Below are 19,960 nucleotides of genomic sequence, written 5' to 3'. Positions count from 1 at the left end.
ACAGGAGTACCAGGTGGCTCGGTCGAGCGGACGGCGTCTGTGCGTACTGCCCGACACCACGGCATGGACTTCGCGGGCAGAGCGGCCTGGATGGGAGGAGTTCGAGTGGTCGTCCTCGCGAGGTTCTTCGGATCGCTGCGCGGCCGTTGAGGCCGACACAGCCTTCGTGCGTCGCGGCGGAGCGGCCGCAAGTCGGGAATCCCCGCCGGAGGTTCGGCTCGCCTTTCGGCAGAACCGGATATGCGCGCCATGTCTTGGTTCGGGCGTCTGCGGCCGGGCTTTCGCCGATGGTCATCCCTCGTCGTGATCTCCGGGGGCCCGCTCCGGGAACCGCCGCCGGTGCGACGCCGTCCATCCGGACATCGACGTCGATACGGCTTCGGCCCGGGTCGACGATGCGAATACCCCACACAAGTCACACAGGGGTCGGAGCGGGGGGCCCGGTCCAGTCGGCGGTTTCCGCGAGGGGGGTCCTGCGGACGACTGGGCGGGATCCGGCACGGCCTGAAGTCCACCCGGCGCGCGCGTGCGCGGGGTATCGAAGCTTTGGGAAACGCGGGGATCCGGAGACAGAATGCGTTATCGACAGGAACAGCCCTATCAGTCGTATCCGCAGCAGATGCCGCCGCCCGGGGGCGAGCGCAGACGCGAGGAGGGACACGGCAGGCTCATGCTGGTCCTCACACTGGTGGGTACGCTCGCGACCGTGCTCAGTGTGCTGGTAGCGCTGGGCATCGGCCCGCTCGACGTGACGGGCGACGGCGGGAGCGGGGGAGGGGTCGACAACCCGCGCGCCGGCGGGGACTCGGCTCTCAGGGACGACGGCAAGCCGGCGCAGACGGGCGCGGCGTACGTCGAGACGGTGAACAGGATCTGTGGCGACAAGATCGACGGCATCACGCGACGGGTCACCGAACTCAACCAGGCCGTCGCCGATCAGGACCTGAACGCGGTCGGTCTGAGTCTGTCCCAGGCGAGTACGGAACTTGCCGCGTTGACGACGCGCATCAAGGGCGTTGCCTTGCCGACCGACCCGAACGAGGCGCGCCCGCTGCGGGAATGGCGGGACCTGTACCAAGCCAACGCCGAGGCGATGAGCAAGGCCTCCAGCGAATGGCAGGACGGCAGCTACGAAGTCGCGAGCGCCACGTTGGAGGGCGCGCCGAGCGCGGCGGCGGACGCGAAGGGGGACGAGGTGCGCATCTCCTGCCCGTGACGCCCGTGCCGTGCTGCGGACGGTGCGGTCGGCGTGATGAGGGGTGCCGGGGCCGGTGGCCGCCGGTCTACGTCAACCCGGCCACGGCGCGGGTGGTTCACCGACCCACGGGCCCCGGCGGTAGGAGCGGGAGAACCACTCCTTCCGTCACCGGTGAACGCTCGCCGCCGCGTACCGATGCCGTTCTGCCGAACGCATCGAGTTGTACGCCGACACACGGGGGTCGCCGGCCGGCGGCACGGCAGAGCGGGGACTACAGGCGGCGGAGCGGGCGGGCCGGGGTCACGTGCCGCAGGTGGGCGAGGATGTCGAACCACTCGGCCAGGGATCCTCCCGTCATGTGGTGGGCGGTGTCGTGGGCCGGGTCGTGGCGCGGTCCGACGACCCGGGTCTTGGCGGTCCGGGCGAGCCAGTCGGCGACCGGGTGCGGGGGTTCGCGTGAAGGCCGGCCCCGACGAGGCGGACCGGATCGTCCGGGTGGGCCTGGTTGAACGCGCGCATCCACCGGAGGAGGGCCAGTGTTCAAGTCCAGTAGAGGTCAAGCACCGCGTCAGCCTTCCGCTACGGGAACGATGGACGGCCGGCGGGGTGTCCGGCCGCGTCGTCGACGCCGTTGCCGGCCGCTCTTGCTTGTCAGATGAGGAGTAGTCGGCACCATGTGTCGGCGAGCCATTGTTCGAACCTTTCGGGTGGCCAGCGGCGGTCCTCGACCAGCAGGCAGTAGAACTCGGGCGAGTTGGTGGCCCAGATGACGTCGGCCACCTCGTCCGGGTCGAGTTCGGGTCGCAGTTGTCCGGTGGCTGCCAGGTCGCGGGCGAGCAGTCGCATGTTGTCCGCGCGGCGCAGGGTGATGTCCTGCCAGATCCTGGCGACTTCGGGGGGTCCGGTGCGGGCGACGCGCAGCAGCGGTGCGAGTCGGGCGTGCATCCCCCGGATGGCCCGTGCGTAGCGGCGAAGTTTGCGGGCCGCGTCCGGCTCGGCGCGCATCTCGCGCACGTAGTCGCGTCGAGCCGCGGGAACGGCGTCGTCGGTGCCGGAGACGGCGGCCTCCACCAGGTGCAGGAACAGCGCGGGTTTGCGGCCGGCGACCGTGTAGACGGTGTCGACCGCGACGCCCGCGGACTCGGCGAGTTGCGCCATGGTGGTCGCCGCGTAGCCGTGTTCGACGAACAGCCGCGTGGCCGCGTCCAGGATCGCGCGACGGGTCTCCTGCGCCGCCGCTCGGCGGCGGCTGGTGTCGTATTGCCTCTTGTGCTCTCTGTCCACACGGTCGATGCTAATCGTATTCATCCGAAAGAGCTTCGGTTGAATATGAGGGATGTGGTTCCGTGACGTACGCGTTCACCTTCGAGGTGCCGATCGACCCGGCCACCTACGCACGCATCAAGGAGGTGTTGGGGTCGGAGAAGCCCCCGGGGCTGGTGGCCCACCTCGTCCACCGCACACCGGGCGGGCTGCGGTACACGGATGTCTGGGAGTCGGAGGCCCACTGGAGGAGTTTTGCCGGGGAGCGCCTGCATCCGGTCGTGGATCGTGTGGTCACCGCGGCGCTGGGTTTCCGCCCCCCCGAGCCCGTGGTCGAACATCTGGAGATGGTCGACGCCTGGATCGGCGACTGACACTCGCCGACAGCGGCAGCGACCGCCCGCCAAGGCTGGCCCCGCTTCACGACCCCGCTCGGGACCTCGACGAAGCCGCCCACAAACTGGTCGCGAAGATCGGCCCGGCCAACCCGGCCGACGACATCGCCCTGCTTCTGGCGCGGGTACGAACCGTGGCCTCCCGTGACGTCGCGGCCTGGGAGATCCCCGCCGATCCGGCCGCCGTCGCCGGTGCGCGTGAGCTGGTCACCCGACAACTCACCGCGTGGGGGCTGGAGGACGCGGCCTTCACCACCGAACTCGTCGCCAGCGAACTCGTGACCAACGCGATCCGCTACGCCGGCGGGCCGGTGGTGCTACGCCTGATCCGCGACAAGATGCTCGTGTGCGAGGTGTCCGACCCCAGCAACACCCAGCCCCGGCTGCGGCGTGCCAAGTGGAGTGACGAAGGCGGGCGAGGCCTGTTCCTGGTCGCCCAACTCACCACCCGGTGGGGCAGCCGCTACGGCCCCACGGGGAAGACCATCTGGACCGAGCAACCCCTGGGCGGCATCATGCCGTAAGGGCAGCCGTGGCCCCGGTGCGCGCCGTGTCCCGCGCCCTCGCCCTGCGAATCCCGGCTCGCCCCCCACCGACATCGACGTCGGCGTTCTGCCGGTGGCCGCGCGAGTGCTCGGACGCGTCTGGGACATGGGGGCCGGACGGCGGGCCCGGCTCTGGTCCGCGGTGCCGTCGGAGACCATTCCCCGTCGGGTTTGGTAGGTGGTTCCGGCGTTACGGCTCCACCCGGATTCCGCACCGAGTGCTCGGGGGAAGGGCTGTTCATCCGTGGGTTCGGCATCCGCCGACGTTCGAACCGGGGCATGTCCGATCAGGTCGGCGTTTCTCCCGCGGCCGCCCGGCGGCTCAGTGTCGCCTCCATGGCGGCGGTGACGTATTCGAGCAGTTCCGCCAGTTCCGAGCGCTGGCGGCCGGAAAGGCCGCTGAGGACCTCCTGCATGAGCGCGTAGCGGTCGCGCTGGATCCGGCGGCTGATGCGGCGACCCGCGGCGGTGGCCTGGACGATGACGTACCGCCGGTCGCCCTCGTCCGGCCGCCGTTCGGCCAAGCCGAGTTTGAGGAGGCGGTCGGTCGTGCGGCTGGCCGCGCCCCGGTCGATGTCGAGTGCCTCCGCGAACTCGTGCATGCGCCACTCGGGCCGCGACGCGAGGGTTTCCAGCGCGTCGACCTGGGTGGGAGTGAGTTCCTTTCCGCCGGAGCCGTACAGCGAATGCGCCAGCTCGGCGTGTGCCGGGCTGCGGGAGAACTGCTGGATGGCCCGGATCACACGGTCGCCGGAATCCTCGCCGCCGGCGTCCGCGGCGGCGGGTTCGGCCGGGGGTCGGGAAGCGTTCGGTGTGCTGGGGGCACGGCGATCAACCATGGCAGAACGGTACCGGTTGACCGGTTGACCGGTGATTCCCCTGGTCCGAGGTGCCTGTTCACATTCAAGGAATGCCTAGGGCAACTCTTGCCTTAGGCATCTGCTCCGGATACGTTGCGGGCAAGGAACGGGCGAGGCCGTCGGGGATTCCCCGGCGTTCCGCAGGCTCGCAGAGACGCCGCGGCACGCCGGAGGACCCGCCGGTCGTCGTGGACGTCATGGCGGCCACCACAGACCACCGTCCGGGCGCGGTGCGCACCGACCTCCGGCGCACTCACCTCCGGCGCGTCCGGCGCCGAACGCAACGACCGGGAGAACAGACATGAGTACCAACGACATCGCCGTGCGCGGTGGGAGGGTCGTCGACGGCACCGGCGGACCTTCGCGCCGCGCCGACATCGGCATCCGCGACGGGCGCGTCACCGAGATCGAGGACACCGTGACGGGCCGGCACGAGATCGACGCCACCGGGCGCCTCGTCGTGCCGGGCTTCCTCGACATCCACACCCACTACGACCCGCAGGTCCTGTGGGACGGGCTCCTCACGCCGTCGTCGTGGCACGGGGTCACCGCAGTCGTGGCCGGCAACTGCGGCTACAGCCTCGCCCCCGCCCGTCCACAGGACCGCCGTTCGCTGCTCGGCACGCTGGAGATGGTCGAGGACATGCGCGGCGCGACCCTCGCGGCCGGGGTGGCATGGGACTTCGAGACCTACCCCGAATACCTGGACGCCGTGCGGCGGCGCGGGACGGCGATCCACTTCGGGGGATTCGTGGGGCATACCGCCGTCCGCACGTACGTGATGGGCGAGGAGGCGTACGAACGCCCCGCCACCGACGACGAACTCGCCCGGATGCGCGCTGTCGTCGCCGACGCGCTCCGCGGCGGCGCCCTCGGATTCTCCAGCGACCGCGCCGGCTTCCACCTCGGCGACGGCGGCCGCCTGGTCCCGTCCATGGTCGCCACCCAGGAGGAGGTCGAAGCGCTCGCGTCCGTCACCGCCGAGGTCGGCCTCGGCATCGTGCACATCGCGACCGGGGAGAACTACCGCTGGGTGTACGACTTCCAGCGCCGCCTCGGCCGCCCGCTGACCTGGACGTCGATCCTCACCTACCCGGAGGGAACGGCCTCCCGGGCGCCGTACCGGGACAAGCTCGCCGATCATCTGCGGGGCCGCCGTGACGGCGCGGACGTCTGGGCGCAGGTCACCTGTCGACCCATCACCCAGGAGTTCTCCGTCGCCGAGCCGACATCCTTCTACGCGCTGCCCGCGTTCGCCGACCTGGTCGCCGTGCCCGTCGACCGCCGCGACACCGTCTTCCGGGATCGGACCTGGAGGGCGCGTGCCTGGGACGAGTTCGAGAGCGGCCGGTGGCTCGACCCGCGCTGGCAGACCATCACGGTCACACACTCGCCCTCGCGCCCGGACCTGGTCGGCGCGCCGGTCGCGGCGATCGCCGCCGAACGCGACACCACGCCCTTCGACGTCATCTGCGACCTCGCCCTCGACGACGCTCTGGCGAGCCGCTTCACCGTCACCTTCGCCAACGACGACAAGGACGGCGTCACCACACTCATCCGCGGCGAAGGCTGCATCATGGGCCTGTCCGACGCCGGAGCGCACGTCGGACAGATCTGCGACGCCGTCATGCCCACCGACTTCCTCGCCAACTGGGTCCGCGACCGCGACGTCCTGCCGCTCGAACACGGCATCCACAAACTCACCGGGGAGATCGCCGACGTGCTCGGCGTCGACCGCGGACGGCTGCGCCCAGGGGGCCACGCCGACCTCGTCGTCGTCGACTACGACGCCCTTTCCCCGGGCCCGACCCGACGGGTGCGCGACCTGCCCGCCGACGGAGAACGCCTCATCGCCGACGCGCCCACCGGACTCGACCACATCCTCGTGGCCGGCGTCGCGATCCGCGAGCACGGCACGCAGGTCACCGACCGCTTGGACCGCCTGCCCGGCACCATCCTGCGCAGCGGCGCCCGGGACGCGGAGTGAGCACGATGCCCTGCGACCGCTCGGCCCCCATCACGATCCGCGTCACGGACACGGACCGGTCCAGCCGCTTCCACCGGCATACCCGCCGCGTCACCGAAGCGCGCGAACCGACCATCGACCGCTCGCACTCGTTCGAGGAACACGGCATCACCGGCGCGACGCCGCACGCCCTCTTCCTACGCCGCGACGGCGCGGTCGTTGAACTCGACGGCCACGCGGCCCCGCTCGGCACCCCCATCAGCGCGCCCTGATCACCGCACCCCGAATCTCCGGAGGCATCCCATGGCCGACCTGCTCGAACGCATCCTCGCCTACGCCGGTCCGAAGGGCGACCTCGTGCTGCGCGGCGAAGTCCCGACCGGCACGAACCGATTCCACATCATCTCGGTCGACGACCATCTCATCGAAACCCCCGACCTGTTCCGCGACCGCGTGCCCGCGCGCATGCGAGACGCCGCGCCGCACCTCGAACGCGACGCGGCAGGCAACGACTGGTGGGTGTTCGACAACGAACGCGTCCCGCTGCTCGGCTCCGACGCCATCCGCGGCTGGGAAGCGGGCAAGGGCTACCTCGGCCCGGTCAACTTCGACGAGCTGCACCCCGCGACATACGACGCGGGCGAACGCGTACGCCACATGGACGCCGCCGGCATCGCCGCACAACTCAACTTCCCGTCGGCGCCGTTCGGCTTCGCCGGACGACGTTTTCTCACCATGAGGGAGCACGACCTGGGGCTCGCTTCCCTGCGGGCCTACAACGACTGGCTGCTCGACGCCTGGATCACTCCGTACCCCGAACGATTCATCGCCTGTCAGCTCCCTTGGCTCGGCGACCCCGAACTCGCCGCCGCCGAGGTCCGGCGCAACGCCGAACGCGGTTTCGTCGCCGTCACGTTCAGCGAGAACCCGGAGCGTCTCGGGCTGCCGTCCCTGTACAGCGACGCGTGGGATCCGTTCTTCCGCGCGTGCGAGGAGACCGGCACGGTCGTGAACCTCCACGTCGGTTCGTCCTCCGAGACGATCGTCCCCTCCCGCGACTCGACGGCCGCGGTCCTGGGCGTGCTGTTCCCGATCAACTCGATGGCGACCGCCGCCGATTGGCTCTTCGCCCGCATCCCGGTGCGCTTCCCGGACCTCAAGATCGCCTTGTCCGAGGGAGGTATCGGATGGGTGCCGATGTTCATCGACCGCATCGAGTTCATGGGCCGCGACCTCGACTACCGCGCCGACTTCGGGACCCACTCGCCCGTCGACTACCTGCGCCGCAACTTCTGGTTCACCGTGCTCTCCGACCCCGCGACCATGCGGCTGCGGCACCTCATCGGTGTCGATCACATCATGGTCGAAACCGACTACCCGCACCCCGACTCCACTTGGCCGGACAGCCAGGAAGTCCTCGCTCGGCAGTTCGCCGGCGTTCCGGACGAGGAGGTCGAGCGCATGACTCACGGAAATGCCGCGGCGCTCTACCGGCACACCGTCGCAACGCCCTGACCCGGCTGCTGCGCGAGGTGCGCTGAACGGGCAACCGGCTTCTCTTCATCCGCTTGTGCCGCGTTTCACCGACCTGGCGGCGGCGATCGAGGTGGGGGCGCGGGCTGTGTGGGGTAGGCGGGCGGCGGGCCCGCCGAGGCGGTGAGCCAGGACTGGGTGCCGAAGATCTGTTTCGGTGCGTTCGGCGACGTCGGCCGGACGCGTGAATCACTTCGTTCGGCCTGCATACGGACGGCGCCGACCAGGGGGTCCGTGTTCGGCGTCCCCGTAGCGTGGGCGCCTATGGGTCCGAGCGTGCCGGTCGGGATGCCACGGCCGAGGCCCGGTCGCCCCTCCAGCCCATCCATACGAGATGGCGGTCGCTGCGACACGGGAAGTGTCGGCTTGCCGCTCGCCCCCCGAGGCCGGTGCGTTGTTGTCAGGGGGTTGTGTCAGAGTCTGGGCATGCTCGAGATCGTGGTGGGGACGGAGAGCGGGCGGCGGTATGTCCGTGTGTCCGCCGAGGACTTGGCGGAGTTGGTTCGGCGGATCGGCGGTGACGGTGATCGATTCCTGGTGGTCCAGCGGGTGCCCGACCTGCCGGATGTCTTCGCTCAGGTCTGGCACGCGGCCGGCGGGGACTACACGCTGGAGCACCGCGACGGCGCCGCCGACCGGCACTTCCAGGTGACGGTCGCCAATCCCGAGGCCGTGATCGCGGCAATGACCGGCTGGGCCCGCAAGGAGTCCGGCTGGGACGCCGGTCTGGCCTGGGCGGTGCTGGACATGGGTCCGTCGTGTGAGGTGCCGCCGCTCGACCTGGATGAAGGCGAGTACGAGCTGTTGGAGAGGCGGGTGCGCGAGGAACTGGTCGGTGGCTACGCCTCCCGCGCTGAACTGGCGGAACTCGCCGAGGAGTACCTGGTCACCAAGGATCGCCGTCCCGTTTCGCGTGAACAGGGGGCGGCATTGGCCGATCGGTTGTGGTTGGAGCGCGTCGCGGAGCAGGCCGAGTGGCAGGGCGAGACCGACCCGGAACGGCTTGCCCGCGCGTTCGCCGTCCTTCAGCAGGCCGGCATCACCGCCCGTGAGCACTTCACCTGCTGCCGCACCTGCGGCGACTCCGAGATCGGCGGCGAAAGCGGGCCCGGCGCCCGCGGATACGTCTACTTCCACACCCAGTGCACGGACTCGGCGGCGGCAGGCCACGGATTGTCGCTCCTCTACGGCGGCTTCGACGGTTCGTCCGAGACCACCGCAGCCGTCGGCGACGAGGTTGTGGCCGCGCTCGAAGCGGCCGGCCTGGCCGTCGAGTGGGACCGCGACCCCGGTCGGGCGATCACCGTCAGCCCCCTGGACTGGCGCCGCCGCCTGGTCGGATAGCAACCGGGAACGCCTCGATGGCAGCCTGCCGCGCAGGTGTCCGGGCTTTCGGCGATCACATGTGACGTGGGCGGCCTACGCCTGATGCTGTGCTTCGACCAAGAGCCACATGACGGATCGGGGCGAAGGCCCGTGGCGCCCGAGGCTGTCTGCCGCACAGGCGAGAACGCGCTGAAGCGCTCGCGGAACTGTCGTACGTCCAGGGTGAGTTGCCTGTCTGCCTGTCCGGCCCGGCGCTCGGACGCGCTGCTCAAGCCGGCGGATGCTCTGCCGTGCGCGGACGGGCCGGTCAAGACGCCGGTCGGGCTGTCGCTCGATCCGAAGGCTACTGGTCAACAGCCCTTGTGCTGCTGCCGCTCCAGAAGCCGCCGCACATGCCTGACGTACTGCCCGGCCCGCGACCTCTGAGCGCGATCGATCGAAAGCACTTGGGGATCCGCCGCTCGCTCGTACAACTCGACTTCGAAGGGGTCCGCGTCCACCTCGACAAGCCGTGCCAACGCATCCCGATCCTGCTCGGTCGTCGGACGCACGCGAACCTCGTACCTCCATACCCGACCGCTCGCTTCGGCTTCGTCCACCATCCCAATATACGTGGGGCAGGCGGCATACGGAGTCCCCTGAACCAAGATCCAAAGGAGACGGCCCGGACGTCGTGTTGGCGAATGCCGGTGCCGTCGAAGGTGATGGCGTCGGGCTTGGCCTCTGGGCTCGCTCGATGGTGCGCCCGGACCTGTCGGCAAAGCCGGTACGGTCACGCTTGGTCTTCGGAGACCTTGTCTCCCCATCGGGTCGGACGGCCTTGCGGGTTGACGTTTCTCGAGCAGTACTGGTCCGCACATGGCTTGCGCCGGTTGCGACTTCTACACGCTCAAGGAGTCGACCAAGGCCCAACTACTGCAAGCCAAGAGCAACTTCCGGCGAAGGCTCGCCTCGGTGCCCCTGACCGATGACGAGGAGGTCGCGGTCGACGACGGACAAACCGCCCTGGACGAGATTCTCCATCCGCGCGGCGGATTCCATGCTCGGTCCTGGTCCTTCGCACCTTCTCCCACGCGCGGTGCTTTCGTCACGGCGGTCGTCGCCGGCTGTTCCTGTACAAGGTGATGGTGTGCCCGCCCGACGGTGGTGAGCGTGCCCTTCTCGTTGCGTTGCCCGATCCGTCGCATGAGGGCCTTCGCCACCGCACCCGCACCGGTGGAATACCCGGGCCGAGCCGTGGGCCGTGCCTGCCGCCGCGTCGCGCTCGACGGGTCGTCGGGATCGGTCCTCGAAAAGAGTCCTGCCTCGGGCAACGATCCGGCGGTGGTTGCCGTCAGAGGGGAGGTCGGGTCGACGATCCGGCCGCCCGCGGGTCGCCGGGTTGCGACCCGCGCGGATGTGACCTGCCGGCTTTGATGATCGGAAGAGACTCTCGATGACTTCGATGAACGCGGCGACTCCTTCACGCAGGCCTCGCCTGAGCAGGCGGACGATAGCGGCCGTCGTCGGTGCGGCGGCGGTGGTTGCCGTCGGCGGGGTGGCCTTCGCCTCCGGGAATGCGGGCTCGGGCAACGCGGCCAAGGCCGGAGCGGGGAACTCCCGCGATGTCGCGGGCGGCCGTGCCCGTGTCCGCCGATGCCCCCGCGCCCGCCTCGGCCCCGCCTCGGGTGGTTGCGCCCGGACAGCGCATCGCCGACGGGCTCGGCAACACCATCTGGCTGACAGCCGACGGTCGACACGTGGTTACGACGCCGTTGGCACCGGGTGAGAAAGGTCCCGCCCAGGGTTCGGCGCGATCAACGTTCGCAGGTTCGGCCGGCCCGACGGAGCGCTGTACACCGGCTCCTTTCGCTATTACGGCACGAGCCCGCCGGTGCGGGTCACGGTGAATGTCGCCGGCCGGACCCTCGACGCGCACGTGCTCACGCTCGGGGGCTCGCCCGGTTGGGGTGTGTACTACCTCGACGGCCCCGTCGTGCCGCGCAACGGGTCGAGTCTGCCCGTCGGCGGTGGAGGACTGACGGCGGTCGCCTACGCGGCCGACGGAACGGTCCTGGCCAGTTTGGACCCGCCGGCCACGAGTCGATAGCCGGACCGGACGAGGAGGCCGAAGGCGGACAGGGTCGGCGTGGGGAGAGGACGGCGCATGGCACTGGGATCGGGCGGCGGGGGCGGCGGCTTTCGGTGAGATCCTGCCGGTCGACCTGGCCGCGAACGCGGCGAGCCTGGGCGCGGATGTGCTCCGGGTGAGTGGGCTCGCCGAGTTCCGCGCCGCGCCGGCCACCGCCCGCGCGTCCTCGCGCACGACGGTCGCGCACGTCGATACCGACCCCCTGATCGGCTCTCCGTCCTCGCAGGCGTGCTGGGACGTACTCGTGGCCGAGGTCTCGACGCCCCCACGACCGGGAGTGGGCTCTGCTCGCGGCCGAAGCCAGCGGCACAGCTCGGGACTTGGTGGCGACGATCTGCTGGATCGACGCCGCCGATCTGTGATCGGTCCTCGGCCGTGACTCCGGAAACGAGCCACCAGGAGCCCGGACACCATGCCGACCTCGACGACTTGGCTTCGGGGCGGCCGGTTGCGGGCCGGTCGTCGCCGGCACCCGGAGGTCGCCGGCGCGACGCCGGTGGCGATGTACCGGGGCGGGACGTCCGTCCGATCGGTCCTGGCACCTTCGTGACGTATGGACGTATGCAGGTGACGTACGCAGGTGTGGCCCGGCGGTCCCGGGTCTCCACCATCTTCCGGTGGACGCGACGCCGGGTCGTGCGTGGAGGCCGCTCACGGGCGGTCCACCGAGCGTTGCGCGTCGCGGGTTCGGCGCGCTCCCGCCGCACCGGAACACGACCGCCGGGCTCCGAGACGCCCCGGGCCGACCGCGACCCCTTGTCCGCGCCGATGACGGCTCCGTCACCCTGCACCGCGATGTGGCGTTTCCGCAGATGGGCGCAGTTGCCGCGGGACGAGTAGGCCCCATGGGAAGCGAACGTCGGGTGGCTGACGTTCAAGGGGCGCGAGCCGAGCCTTTGAGTACGCCCGGGCTTGAAAGCCCTGTTGACAAGACGAGGCCGGCTCGGGCTCCGGAAGCGGGCCCTGAAGTGTTCGCCTCTGCGGCCGGCGGGCGGTTTGCTGTCCATAGTCCGAGCCGGCTGTGCGGATCAACGTCATGACGACCGGGTCCACGACCGCGCACGTGCGTGCCTGTCCGGGGCGACGCACGGGTACCCTGCCCTGTGGAGGCGAGATCGTGGAGAAGGTCTTCGACAGCGCCGACTTCGCGGCGGGACACGCCCTCGACGCGTGGGCGGATTTCACCCGAAGTGCCGTGATGCCGACGGCTTTCCGGCTGGTCGACATCGAGGTATTCAGCGGTTGGTTCACAACCATGCAACTGGGAGCGACGCAACTCTCGGGCATGTCGTACTCCTCGTTTCGGACCGTGCGATCGCCGGCGTTGATTCGCGCCTCGGATCCCGAATGCCTCCAGATCGCGCTGGTTGGATCGGGCCCACACGTGATCGAACAGAACGGGCAGACCGCCTCGGCGCGGCCGGGAGAGCTGTTGCTGTTCGACAGTTCGCATCCGTTCGACGCCTATGCCGACGGCGAGTCGCTTCTCCTTCAGTTTCCCCGCACGCTGCTTCCCGTACGAGCCCGGCACCTCGACCGGGCGATCGCTCGGACGTTCCCGGCCGGCGACGGCATCGGAGGGCTGCTCGCACACTTCCTGCTGCACCTGGCGGACGGCGACATCCACTACACGCCGCAGGACACGGCGCGACTGGGCACGGTCGCCCTCGACCTAGCCACGGCCTTCCTGGCCCACCATCTCGACCGGGAAACGGATGTCTCGGCGGAAACACGGCATCGTTCCATGTTTCTACGTGTCACCGCGTTCATCGGAGAGCACTTGGGCGACCCGGGGCTCACCGCCGACGATGTGGCGGTGGCTCACCACATGTCGATCCGCACGTTGCACCGACTGTTTCAACAGCATGGAACGAGTGTGCGCACGTGGATCCGTACGCGGCGTCTGGAGGGTTGTGGACACGATCTGGCGGACCCCGCCAAGCGGCACCTGCCCATCCATGCCGTCGCGGCGCGTTGGGGCTTTCCTCGTCCCGCCGACTTCACCCGCGCCTTTCGCGCCTACTACGGCACAACCCCCAGCGACTACCGGGATCAGGCTCTGCGTCACAGCACGGTAGCCGGCGCGTAGTGCCAACTTCCTGGCACGTCACGCCAAGGCGCCGCGTTCGAGACTCCGATCGAATGGGGTCGTCGGCCACGGAGCGACGGATGGATCCGTGCAGCGTACGACCACCACCTCCGGTGGCCGGCCCGCCGGGCCGTCCGGACGCCCCGTCCCGGACGCGGGCCGACGAGGCGAGAACCGATTCGTCGGTATCGATCGGCCGGCGGTGAAAGCGGCGACGGAGTTCGAAAGGCACGCTCGAAAAGCGGGGAAGCAACACGTGAGACGGCACAACGTGATTTCCGAGTTCACCGGAGGGGGCCCGGCGGTGCCTGCGCTGTCGGCCGGGGTGCCGGTGCTCGAACAGGGACGAGGTAGGTGGCGAGCCGGGGTGAGGGTGTGCTTCGTAAGGCGTGTGGGGTTACTCGCGGTCGGCGTGGTGTCGAGTCTGGCGGTCGCGGGATGCTCCGGTTCCGGTGGCGAGGGTCCCAAGGGCCCTCGGGCGAGTAGTTCCGCCGAAGCGGGAGCCGTGTCGGGCGGCGCTGGGCGGCCGTCCGCGGCAGTCGCGTTTCCCGGTGAGCCACCGGCGGGCGTACGCGGCCCGGCGCTGTGGTCGGCGCAACTGATCGGCCAGGGCGCGCACGCCGAACCCGTCGGCGCGAGCGTCGCGTTGATCACGCCCCGGGCGGGTGACGGGGACGCCATGACCGTGGAATTCCGCGACGCGGCGACCGGCGCGAGGCACGCGACCGTCGAAGTGCCCGGCAAGCCGGCCCCGACCACCTGGCACGGTCGCCCCGCGTTGGTGACCGAGACGGTGAGAAGGACACCATCCGACGGCATCTCGCCGGAGAAGGTGGCCTGGGAGGTCGACGTCCTCGACGAGAAGGGGCAGCGCATTGCCCACGGGCAACACCCGGGCCGGGACAAGCCGTTCATCGTGGACGGCCGGCGCATCGTCACCGAGCACGGCAAGGGAGGCGGCCCCGGTGCCCTGGTGATCAGCGACGCCGGCAGCGACGCTCCCGGCTGGCGGATCCCCTGTCGGGAGTGGTCCTGCATCGACGAGGACGCCACCGTCGCCTCCGGGGTGGTCGTCCACCGCCGCGACACCGCGGGATCCAACCTTCACACGATGAAGGCTCTGACCGGATTCGACGCCGCCACCGGAGCCGTCCTGTGGGCGCCGCAGAACCTCACCCGGCCGGCCGGTGCAGCCGCCACCGCGCAACCCGACCTCGTCAAGCAGGACGGCGACAGACTGATCGTCGGCTGGTACGACTTCGGCACGTCACCCGCCACCGTCACCTACGGCGTCAACGACCCTGCCACCGGCAGGTTGCTGGCGACCGGCCCGACACTGCCGGGCACGCCCAAGTCCGGGCTCTCCAACGCCGACGGAACCGTCGTCGTGGTCACGACGACGAAGACCGTCGCCGCCTGGCGGACCGACACGGGCAGGCTGTTGTGGCAGCAGGCCGAGGACGAGATCCGCCTGGAACCGGTCGCCGTCGTCGGCCCGGTCCTGTACTCCCGCGAGCATCCCTCGACGGCAGTCGACCTGCGCACGAAAGCGGTTCTCCAACGCACCGTCTCGGACGTGCCCCGGCCGGTGGGCGCCGACCACGCCGTCGTCTATACCGGCACCGCCTACGTCTTCCTCATTCGGCCGGGCTGAGCACCACTCGGCGGCCGGTCACATGGGCGAGACCCGTCTCCGGCAGCAAGCCGACCCACCCGCCTACGACGGAACCGGACATGTCGCGGGCCTCGGGGTCGGTGACCGCAGGCGATGTGCTCGTTGGCCGGGTAGTTACCGGTCACGGTACCGATGACGACTGCCGGCTCGCGGTGGCCGCGTTGCGGATTCGACGCGACGCGACGCGACGCGATGGGACGGGACGCGACGCGATGGGACGCGACTCGATGCGGGCGGGCTCGGCGTCCCGCGCACGAAGCGCAGACAGGTGGCTCGACGTCCGGTGCAACCCTTCGGCGTCCCACTCACGTATGCCTATGAGATCACCGGAAGTCGTCGAGATGGCCGGTGCGCGGAGACATGGAGGCATGCATGAGGTTTCGCGACTTGCGGCGAGCAACGATCGGTAGTGGTTGGGTCAGAACGTGCCTGGCCGCAGCGGGCGTTGCGGCGCTGCTCGTGGTGCCGACGCCGGCGCCGGCCGAGGCGGCGGAGGCGGCGGAGGCAGCGGGCGCGGTGCAAGCCGGCTCGCACCGGGTCGCGTCGGTGCAGTACAACCTCGGCGATCGGGCATTCGTGCCGCCGCCGGTCGAGGCGGGCCAGTACCTGGGGGCGAACGAGCTTGCCGGGGTGGTGCATTACCCGACCGACCTGGCGCGCGGGCGCTTCCCGCTGGTGGTGATCCAGCATGGCCTGTGGGACACCTGCGCCGACCGCCCGGCCTCCGTCGACCTCGCGGCGGCGCTCAAGGCCAGGGACGCGGCCATTGCCGCCGGCGACACCGTCGAGGCCGAGCGGCAGCAGAAGTTGGCCGACGTCGCGGGCGACAGGCTGCGCGGTTGGCCGTGTGCGCCCGGGGTACGGCAAATCTCCAGCAAGAGCGGATACGACTACCTCGCCCGGGACTTGGCCGCGCAGGGTTTCGTGGTGGTGTCGATCGGTACCAATGGCATCAACGCGACGTCGTTCGGACAGGCGCCCACGGTGTACCACGCCCGGGCCGCCCTGCTCAATCGGCATCTGGCCATGTGGCAACAGTTGTCCGCGACCGGTGGCGGCGAACTCGCGCACCGCTTCACCGATCCGCGCGACGGTAGGCCCCGTCGGATCGACTTCCGCGGACGGTTGGACATGGCGAACGTCGGCACGATGGGCCATTCGATGGGCGGCGGCGGGGTCATGCAGCAGGCCGCCGACCTCCGCCGGGGCAATTGGCCGGCGGGTGTGACGGTGAAGGGTGTGTTCGGTCTGGCGCCGACCAGCAATTGGGACAACGAGCCGGTCACCCACATCCCGTTCGCGGTGATGTGGGGCACGTGCGACGCGGTGCGCGGCGGCAACTACTTCGAGTGGAACGCCGGGCGGAACACCGTCCCGATTCACAAATTCACCGTACGCGGGGCCAATCACGCCTTCTTCAACACCCAGTGGTCGCCGAGCAGCGGCCAGGTCAGCGCGGAAGACGACGCGGTACCGGGCAGCAAGCCCGGTACCTGCCTTTCCCAGGACGACCGCAACCTCGACCAGATCCAGCTGACCGAGCCCGCTCAACGCACTCTCACGTCCGCGTACGCCTCGGCGTTCTTCCGTCGCTACCTCCACGGTGAGACCACGTTCGACCCGATCCTGGACGGTACGCGGCGCCCGCCGGGGGTGCCGGCCGACGTGGTCGATGCCCAGGTGAGCCGGCCCGGCCCGGCCGGCTGAGCACACGGACCGGCGGGCCGACCGGGAGCGGCCCGCCGGGTCCGGGTCCGTGAAACCAACCGCTCGCGCTGCGCCCGGCGCCCAGGGCCCGGCCCTGACGCAACATCAGGTGCGGGTCGGCAGTGGACGATCGACCACCGTCGGCCCCCATAGCGCGGCCGGGTCGCGTGGTTTGTCGCCGACCACGGCGAGGTCCTGCGTGAGCGGCGTACGGCGAGGTCGAACATGGATCGTCAGCCCGCCGACCCAGCCGGGGTGTCGGCGCGATTGCGTGGTGTTCGCTCTTGCCGACCGTCCGGCCCCGGCAAGACGTCGACGTCGATCGATCACGTGCTTCTCCGGTCGTTGCCTGCCTGGCTATCCCACGGCACCGATCGACACATCACAGCGTGAAGAGGCTCCCGACCTGCGGAAAAGCCGGTGGTCACGCCCCGGACTCGTTGAACCGTCAGCGGAGCCGGGCAGCGAGGCAGGCGTGTGATCACGTGTTTGCCGCAACCGCCTCCGCGGCCCGCTCGAGAAGGCGCTTTTCCTCGTCCGTCGTGAGCGGGACCTCCAGAACACGCAGCCAGTCGGCGAGTTCGCCGTCGCGGAGCGGGCGGTGCTCGGTGGGCGCATCGGCCCGGCGCACTGTGAGCGTGGCGTGGGTGACGGTGACATGCCGGTCGGGCAGGTGGCGGGTGACCATCAGCGTGCGCTTGAAGTGCGACTTCGGATGGGTGCTCGTGTAGTAGTGACCGATCTCGACGTCGACGGGCAGTACTGCCAGTTCGTCGGTGGAGTGCATCATCAGCCAGCTGTTGTCGCGCCGGCGGCGCATCTCCCACACGCCGTCGGAGTGGTCGACCCGGTAGCGCCAGCCGAGGTGGTCGTCCTGCGCGCCGTCCGCCAGCGGGATCGGGCGCAGCACGCTCATCCCGAATCCCGGGTCGCACAGCAGCCGTTGCCCGTCCAGCGCCACTTCGACGACCATGTGGGTACGGCCCTGCAGGCTGCCGTCCGCCGGGTCGCCGACACGCCCGAGACGGCGGCGTACGTCATAGCCCAGCCGCTCCAGTACGGCCGCGAAGAGCGTCGAGTGCTCGAAGCAGTAGCCGCCTCGGCCTCGGCCCACGAACTTGTCCTGTACGGCCGCCAGGTCCATGCCGCCGGGCCGCCCGAGGAACACGTCGATGTTGTCGAACGTGAACGTCCGTACGTGCGCCTCGTGCAACTCGTCCAGCGCCTCCCGCCCCGGCGTCCGCGCCGGGAGGCCGAGCCGCGCGAGGTAGCCGTCGAGATCGAGCCCGCCAACCTGCCAAAGATCGGTACTCACGCAGCCAGTCAACCAGTGCCCGGGTCCGGCCTGTCTGGAGGGTGTCGACGAGGAGACCGCGCGGATGTCACCGCCGAAGTAGTCGGCCCGGACGACACCGTCGACCTCGCGAGAGGCGAACGTGCTCGCCGCGTCGACTTCGCCGCAGCGCCGGATTGTCGCCGTTCGGCCGCCTCGAGGTGCGTGGATCGAGGAGGTGTCGAGGGTGCGGCGCGCGTTCAGTGGCCGGAAATGCTTGGCCCACATGGTTCGTTCGGCATCGCAGGGCTTCGCGATGTGCTGAAATGGAGCATATTGGCGTGAAATCGGGTCCGGTCAACGCGTCCGGGTGTGCTACGACGGCCAAAAAATACCGTGTTGTAGGAAATCGTTATACCCGAGCAAGGTGGATAAAGCGGATATCTACTGCTACTCGGACAATTCTATCTTGACGCGGAACTCTCCGTGATGGGAATCTCGGCTCCCCTCATCGAGGGTCTTTTCGGTTCCGGGCGGACGAAACGGTCTTCCGGGCGAGCGTGTCGAGAGGTCTCGGCTGCGGCTCTCGTGCCGGGCGGCACGACGGATTCCCTGGGCCGCAACTTACTTCTGCCCAAGAGGTATCACCATGTCTTCGCCTTCCAAGGCAACGCGTTGGGCCACCGCACTCGCCGTGCCGCTCGTCCTGGCCGCCGGCACGGCACCGGCCTTCGCCACCGGCGACACGTACACCGTAAACCTGCACCAGAAGCTCCCACTGACCGCCACCAGCGATGGGGTGGAGCGGGGTGAGTGCCCGAACACGATCCCGGCCGACAAGGACGGGTGGCACTTCGTGCTTCCCACGAACGGGACGGACTTCGTCAAGCTGACCGTGACCTTCCAGCCGGGCGGTCAGCAGGTGATAACCACCTTCGGTCCTCCCAGCGACAAGCACGCGTACGTGGCGTCGCCGGCCGGGGCCACGCTGACCTCCGCGGTCGCCCAGGTCAAGGGTGGCGAGGTGAAGTGGTTCAACCTCTCGCATGCCTGCCCGGCCAAGCCGCCGACAACGCCGCCGACCACCAAGCCCCCGACGACCAACCCGCCGACCACCGCGCCGCCGACCACTACGGTTCCCTCGACCAGCAAGCCGCCGGTCGACGGCACGAAGACCCCCGCGCCCGTCACCTCGTCGGCCGGTACCGGTAGTCCTTCGTCGTCCGCGTCGCCGACCGCCTCGGACTCGGTGGCCCCGACGACCTCGAAGCCCGCGACGACCGGAGGCGGCGGCAAGTCGCTCGCGCAGACCGGCACGGTCGCGGTGGGCGGACTCCTAGCCACCGCCGCGATCCTGGTCGGCGGCGGCATCCTGTTGCGCAGGCGCCGGGGCAACCACGCTGCCTGACGGTTCGAATCGGGCTCGACCGTGTACGACGGACCCCGTCGATCGTCCCGTCCCGCCGAGCTGATAATCGGCGGGACGGGACGACGAACACCGATCACGAGGATTCGCCCGAACTACCGTGCCTGCCGCGCCGGATCCTTCACCGACGCCCCGCGCTTCGCCCCCGTGCGGGCAGGTCACGTCACTGGGGGGCTCCGAAGTTCTGGGTCCAGCGGGGGCCGCCGGGGGCGAAGTCGACTCCCACGCCGATGTCCTTGAACGAGCAGTTGAGGATGTTGGCCCGGTGGCCCGGGCTGGCCATCCAGGCGTTCATCACCGCCGCAGGGGACGCCTGCCCGGCGGCGATGTTCTCGCCCGATGCGCTCCATCGGTAGCCGGCCGCGCTGATACGTCTGCTCGAATCGGCGCCGTCCGGATTGATGTGGTCGAAGTAGCCGCGTTTGGCCATGTCGTGGCTGTGCCCCTGCGCCGCGGCCTGGAGCTTGGCGTTGTCGGTGAGCGGCCCGCAGCCGTGCTTGGCGCGTTCGGCATTGGTCAACTCCACGACCTGCCGGGCGAACGGCGTCGCAGAACCGGCCGCGGTGGTGGCCG

At 70.0% G+C, this 19,960-nt stretch carries 17 protein-coding genes; 13 read left to right on the top strand and 4 right to left on the bottom strand.

Annotated features, from left to right (window positions below; all coding sequences use genetic code 11):
- Nucleotides 1-574 precede the first annotated feature (574 nt).
- Nucleotides 575-1,216, top strand: a complete 642-nt coding sequence (locus ACIBSV_RS30215; protein WP_395868552.1) for a hypothetical protein — start codon at nucleotides 575-577, stop codon at nucleotides 1,214-1,216.
- A 633-nt stretch (nucleotides 1,217-1,849) separates the two neighbouring features.
- Here the strand turns inward: ACIBSV_RS30215 and ACIBSV_RS30210 are convergent.
- Complete coding sequence (locus ACIBSV_RS30210) at nucleotides 1,850-2,482, bottom strand: TetR/AcrR family transcriptional regulator (protein WP_395868551.1); 633 nt, start codon at nucleotides 2,480-2,482, stop codon at nucleotides 1,850-1,852.
- 62 nt (nucleotides 2,483-2,544) lie between these two features.
- On the opposite strand from ACIBSV_RS30210, the gene ACIBSV_RS30205 reads away from it, so the two are divergent.
- Nucleotides 2,545-2,835 carry a hypothetical protein gene (locus ACIBSV_RS30205; RefSeq protein ID WP_395868549.1) on the top strand — a complete coding sequence of 97 codons (291 nt, stop codon included), beginning with the start codon at nucleotides 2,545-2,547 and terminating at the stop codon, nucleotides 2,833-2,835.
- Between the two features lie 155 nt (nucleotides 2,836-2,990).
- Nucleotides 2,991-3,380 (top strand): ATP-binding protein, encoded by a 390-nt coding sequence (locus ACIBSV_RS30200; protein WP_395868547.1) that lies wholly within the window; start codon nucleotides 2,991-2,993, stop codon nucleotides 3,378-3,380.
- Nucleotides 3,381-3,688: 308 nt separating this feature from the next.
- Here the strand turns inward: ACIBSV_RS30200 and ACIBSV_RS30195 are convergent, their stop codons facing one another.
- Nucleotides 3,689-4,240 (bottom strand): MarR family winged helix-turn-helix transcriptional regulator, encoded by a 552-nt coding sequence (locus tag ACIBSV_RS30195; RefSeq protein ID WP_395868545.1) that lies wholly within the window; start codon nucleotides 4,238-4,240, stop codon nucleotides 3,689-3,691.
- 322 nt (nucleotides 4,241-4,562) lie between these two features.
- Here ACIBSV_RS30195 and ACIBSV_RS30190 point away from each other — a divergent pair, with 322 nt between their 5' ends.
- From ACIBSV_RS30190 to ACIBSV_RS30150, 9 genes are all read left to right on the top strand, one after another.
- A complete protein-coding gene (locus tag ACIBSV_RS30190; protein WP_395868543.1) occupies nucleotides 4,563-6,248 on the top strand; it encodes an amidohydrolase family protein in 1,686 nt (561 codons plus the stop codon).
- A complete protein-coding gene (locus tag ACIBSV_RS30185; RefSeq protein ID WP_395868541.1) occupies nucleotides 6,245-6,499 on the top strand; it encodes a hypothetical protein in 255 nt (84 codons plus the stop codon). Before ACIBSV_RS30190 ends, ACIBSV_RS30185 begins: the two co-directional genes overlap by 4 nt.
- Before the next feature lie 31 nt (nucleotides 6,500-6,530).
- Nucleotides 6,531-7,742, top strand: coding sequence for an amidohydrolase family protein (locus ACIBSV_RS30180; protein WP_395868540.1), 1,212 nt, complete (start codon nucleotides 6,531-6,533; stop codon nucleotides 7,740-7,742).
- A gap of 444 nt (nucleotides 7,743-8,186) precedes the next feature.
- Complete coding sequence (locus tag ACIBSV_RS30175) at nucleotides 8,187-9,104, top strand: DUF6891 domain-containing protein (RefSeq protein WP_395868538.1); 918 nt, start codon at nucleotides 8,187-8,189, stop codon at nucleotides 9,102-9,104.
- Nucleotides 9,105-9,944: 840 nt separating this feature from the next.
- On the top strand, nucleotides 9,945-10,211 hold the full coding sequence (locus ACIBSV_RS30170; RefSeq protein WP_395868536.1) for a hypothetical protein: 267 nt from the start codon (nucleotides 9,945-9,947) through the stop codon (nucleotides 10,209-10,211).
- A 748-nt stretch (nucleotides 10,212-10,959) separates the two neighbouring features.
- Nucleotides 10,960-11,175 carry a hypothetical protein gene (locus tag ACIBSV_RS30165; protein ID WP_395868534.1) on the top strand — a complete coding sequence of 72 codons (216 nt, stop codon included), beginning with the start codon at nucleotides 10,960-10,962 and terminating at the stop codon, nucleotides 11,173-11,175.
- Nucleotides 11,176-12,334: 1,159 nt separating this feature from the next.
- Nucleotides 12,335-13,306: a helix-turn-helix domain-containing protein gene (locus tag ACIBSV_RS30160; RefSeq protein ID WP_395868532.1), complete on the top strand. Its 972-nt coding sequence runs from the start codon at nucleotides 12,335-12,337 to the stop codon at nucleotides 13,304-13,306.
- Nucleotides 13,307-13,811: 505 nt separating this feature from the next.
- A complete protein-coding gene (locus tag ACIBSV_RS30155) occupies nucleotides 13,812-14,960 on the top strand; it encodes a PQQ-binding-like beta-propeller repeat protein (protein ID WP_395868530.1) in 1,149 nt (382 codons plus the stop codon).
- Nucleotides 14,961-15,353: 393 nt separating this feature from the next.
- A complete protein-coding gene (locus ACIBSV_RS30150) occupies nucleotides 15,354-16,688 on the top strand; it encodes an alpha/beta hydrolase (RefSeq protein ID WP_395868528.1) in 1,335 nt (444 codons plus the stop codon).
- Nucleotides 16,689-17,169: 481 nt separating this feature from the next.
- Here the strand turns inward: ACIBSV_RS30150 and ACIBSV_RS30145 are convergent, their stop codons facing one another.
- Complete coding sequence (locus tag ACIBSV_RS30145; RefSeq protein ID WP_395868526.1) at nucleotides 17,170-18,003, bottom strand: arylamine N-acetyltransferase; 834 nt, start codon at nucleotides 18,001-18,003, stop codon at nucleotides 17,170-17,172.
- A 607-nt stretch (nucleotides 18,004-18,610) separates the two neighbouring features.
- Between ACIBSV_RS30145 and ACIBSV_RS30140 the strand changes: the two genes are divergently transcribed.
- Nucleotides 18,611-19,369 (top strand): LPXTG cell wall anchor domain-containing protein, encoded by a 759-nt coding sequence (locus tag ACIBSV_RS30140; protein WP_395868524.1) that lies wholly within the window; start codon nucleotides 18,611-18,613, stop codon nucleotides 19,367-19,369.
- Between the two features lie 181 nt (nucleotides 19,370-19,550).
- Here the strand turns inward: ACIBSV_RS30140 and ACIBSV_RS30135 are convergent, their stop codons facing one another.
- Nucleotides 19,551-19,913: a CAP domain-containing protein gene (locus ACIBSV_RS30135; RefSeq protein ID WP_395868522.1), complete on the bottom strand. Its 363-nt coding sequence runs from the start codon at nucleotides 19,911-19,913 to the stop codon at nucleotides 19,551-19,553.
- Between the last annotated feature and the right edge of the window lie 47 nt (nucleotides 19,914-19,960).

The organism is Embleya sp. NPDC050154 (genome assembly GCF_044460165.1).
Lineage (GTDB): Bacteria > Actinomycetota > Actinomycetes > Streptomycetales > Streptomycetaceae > Embleya.
This window is presented reverse-complemented; position numbering and strand designations above follow the sequence as displayed.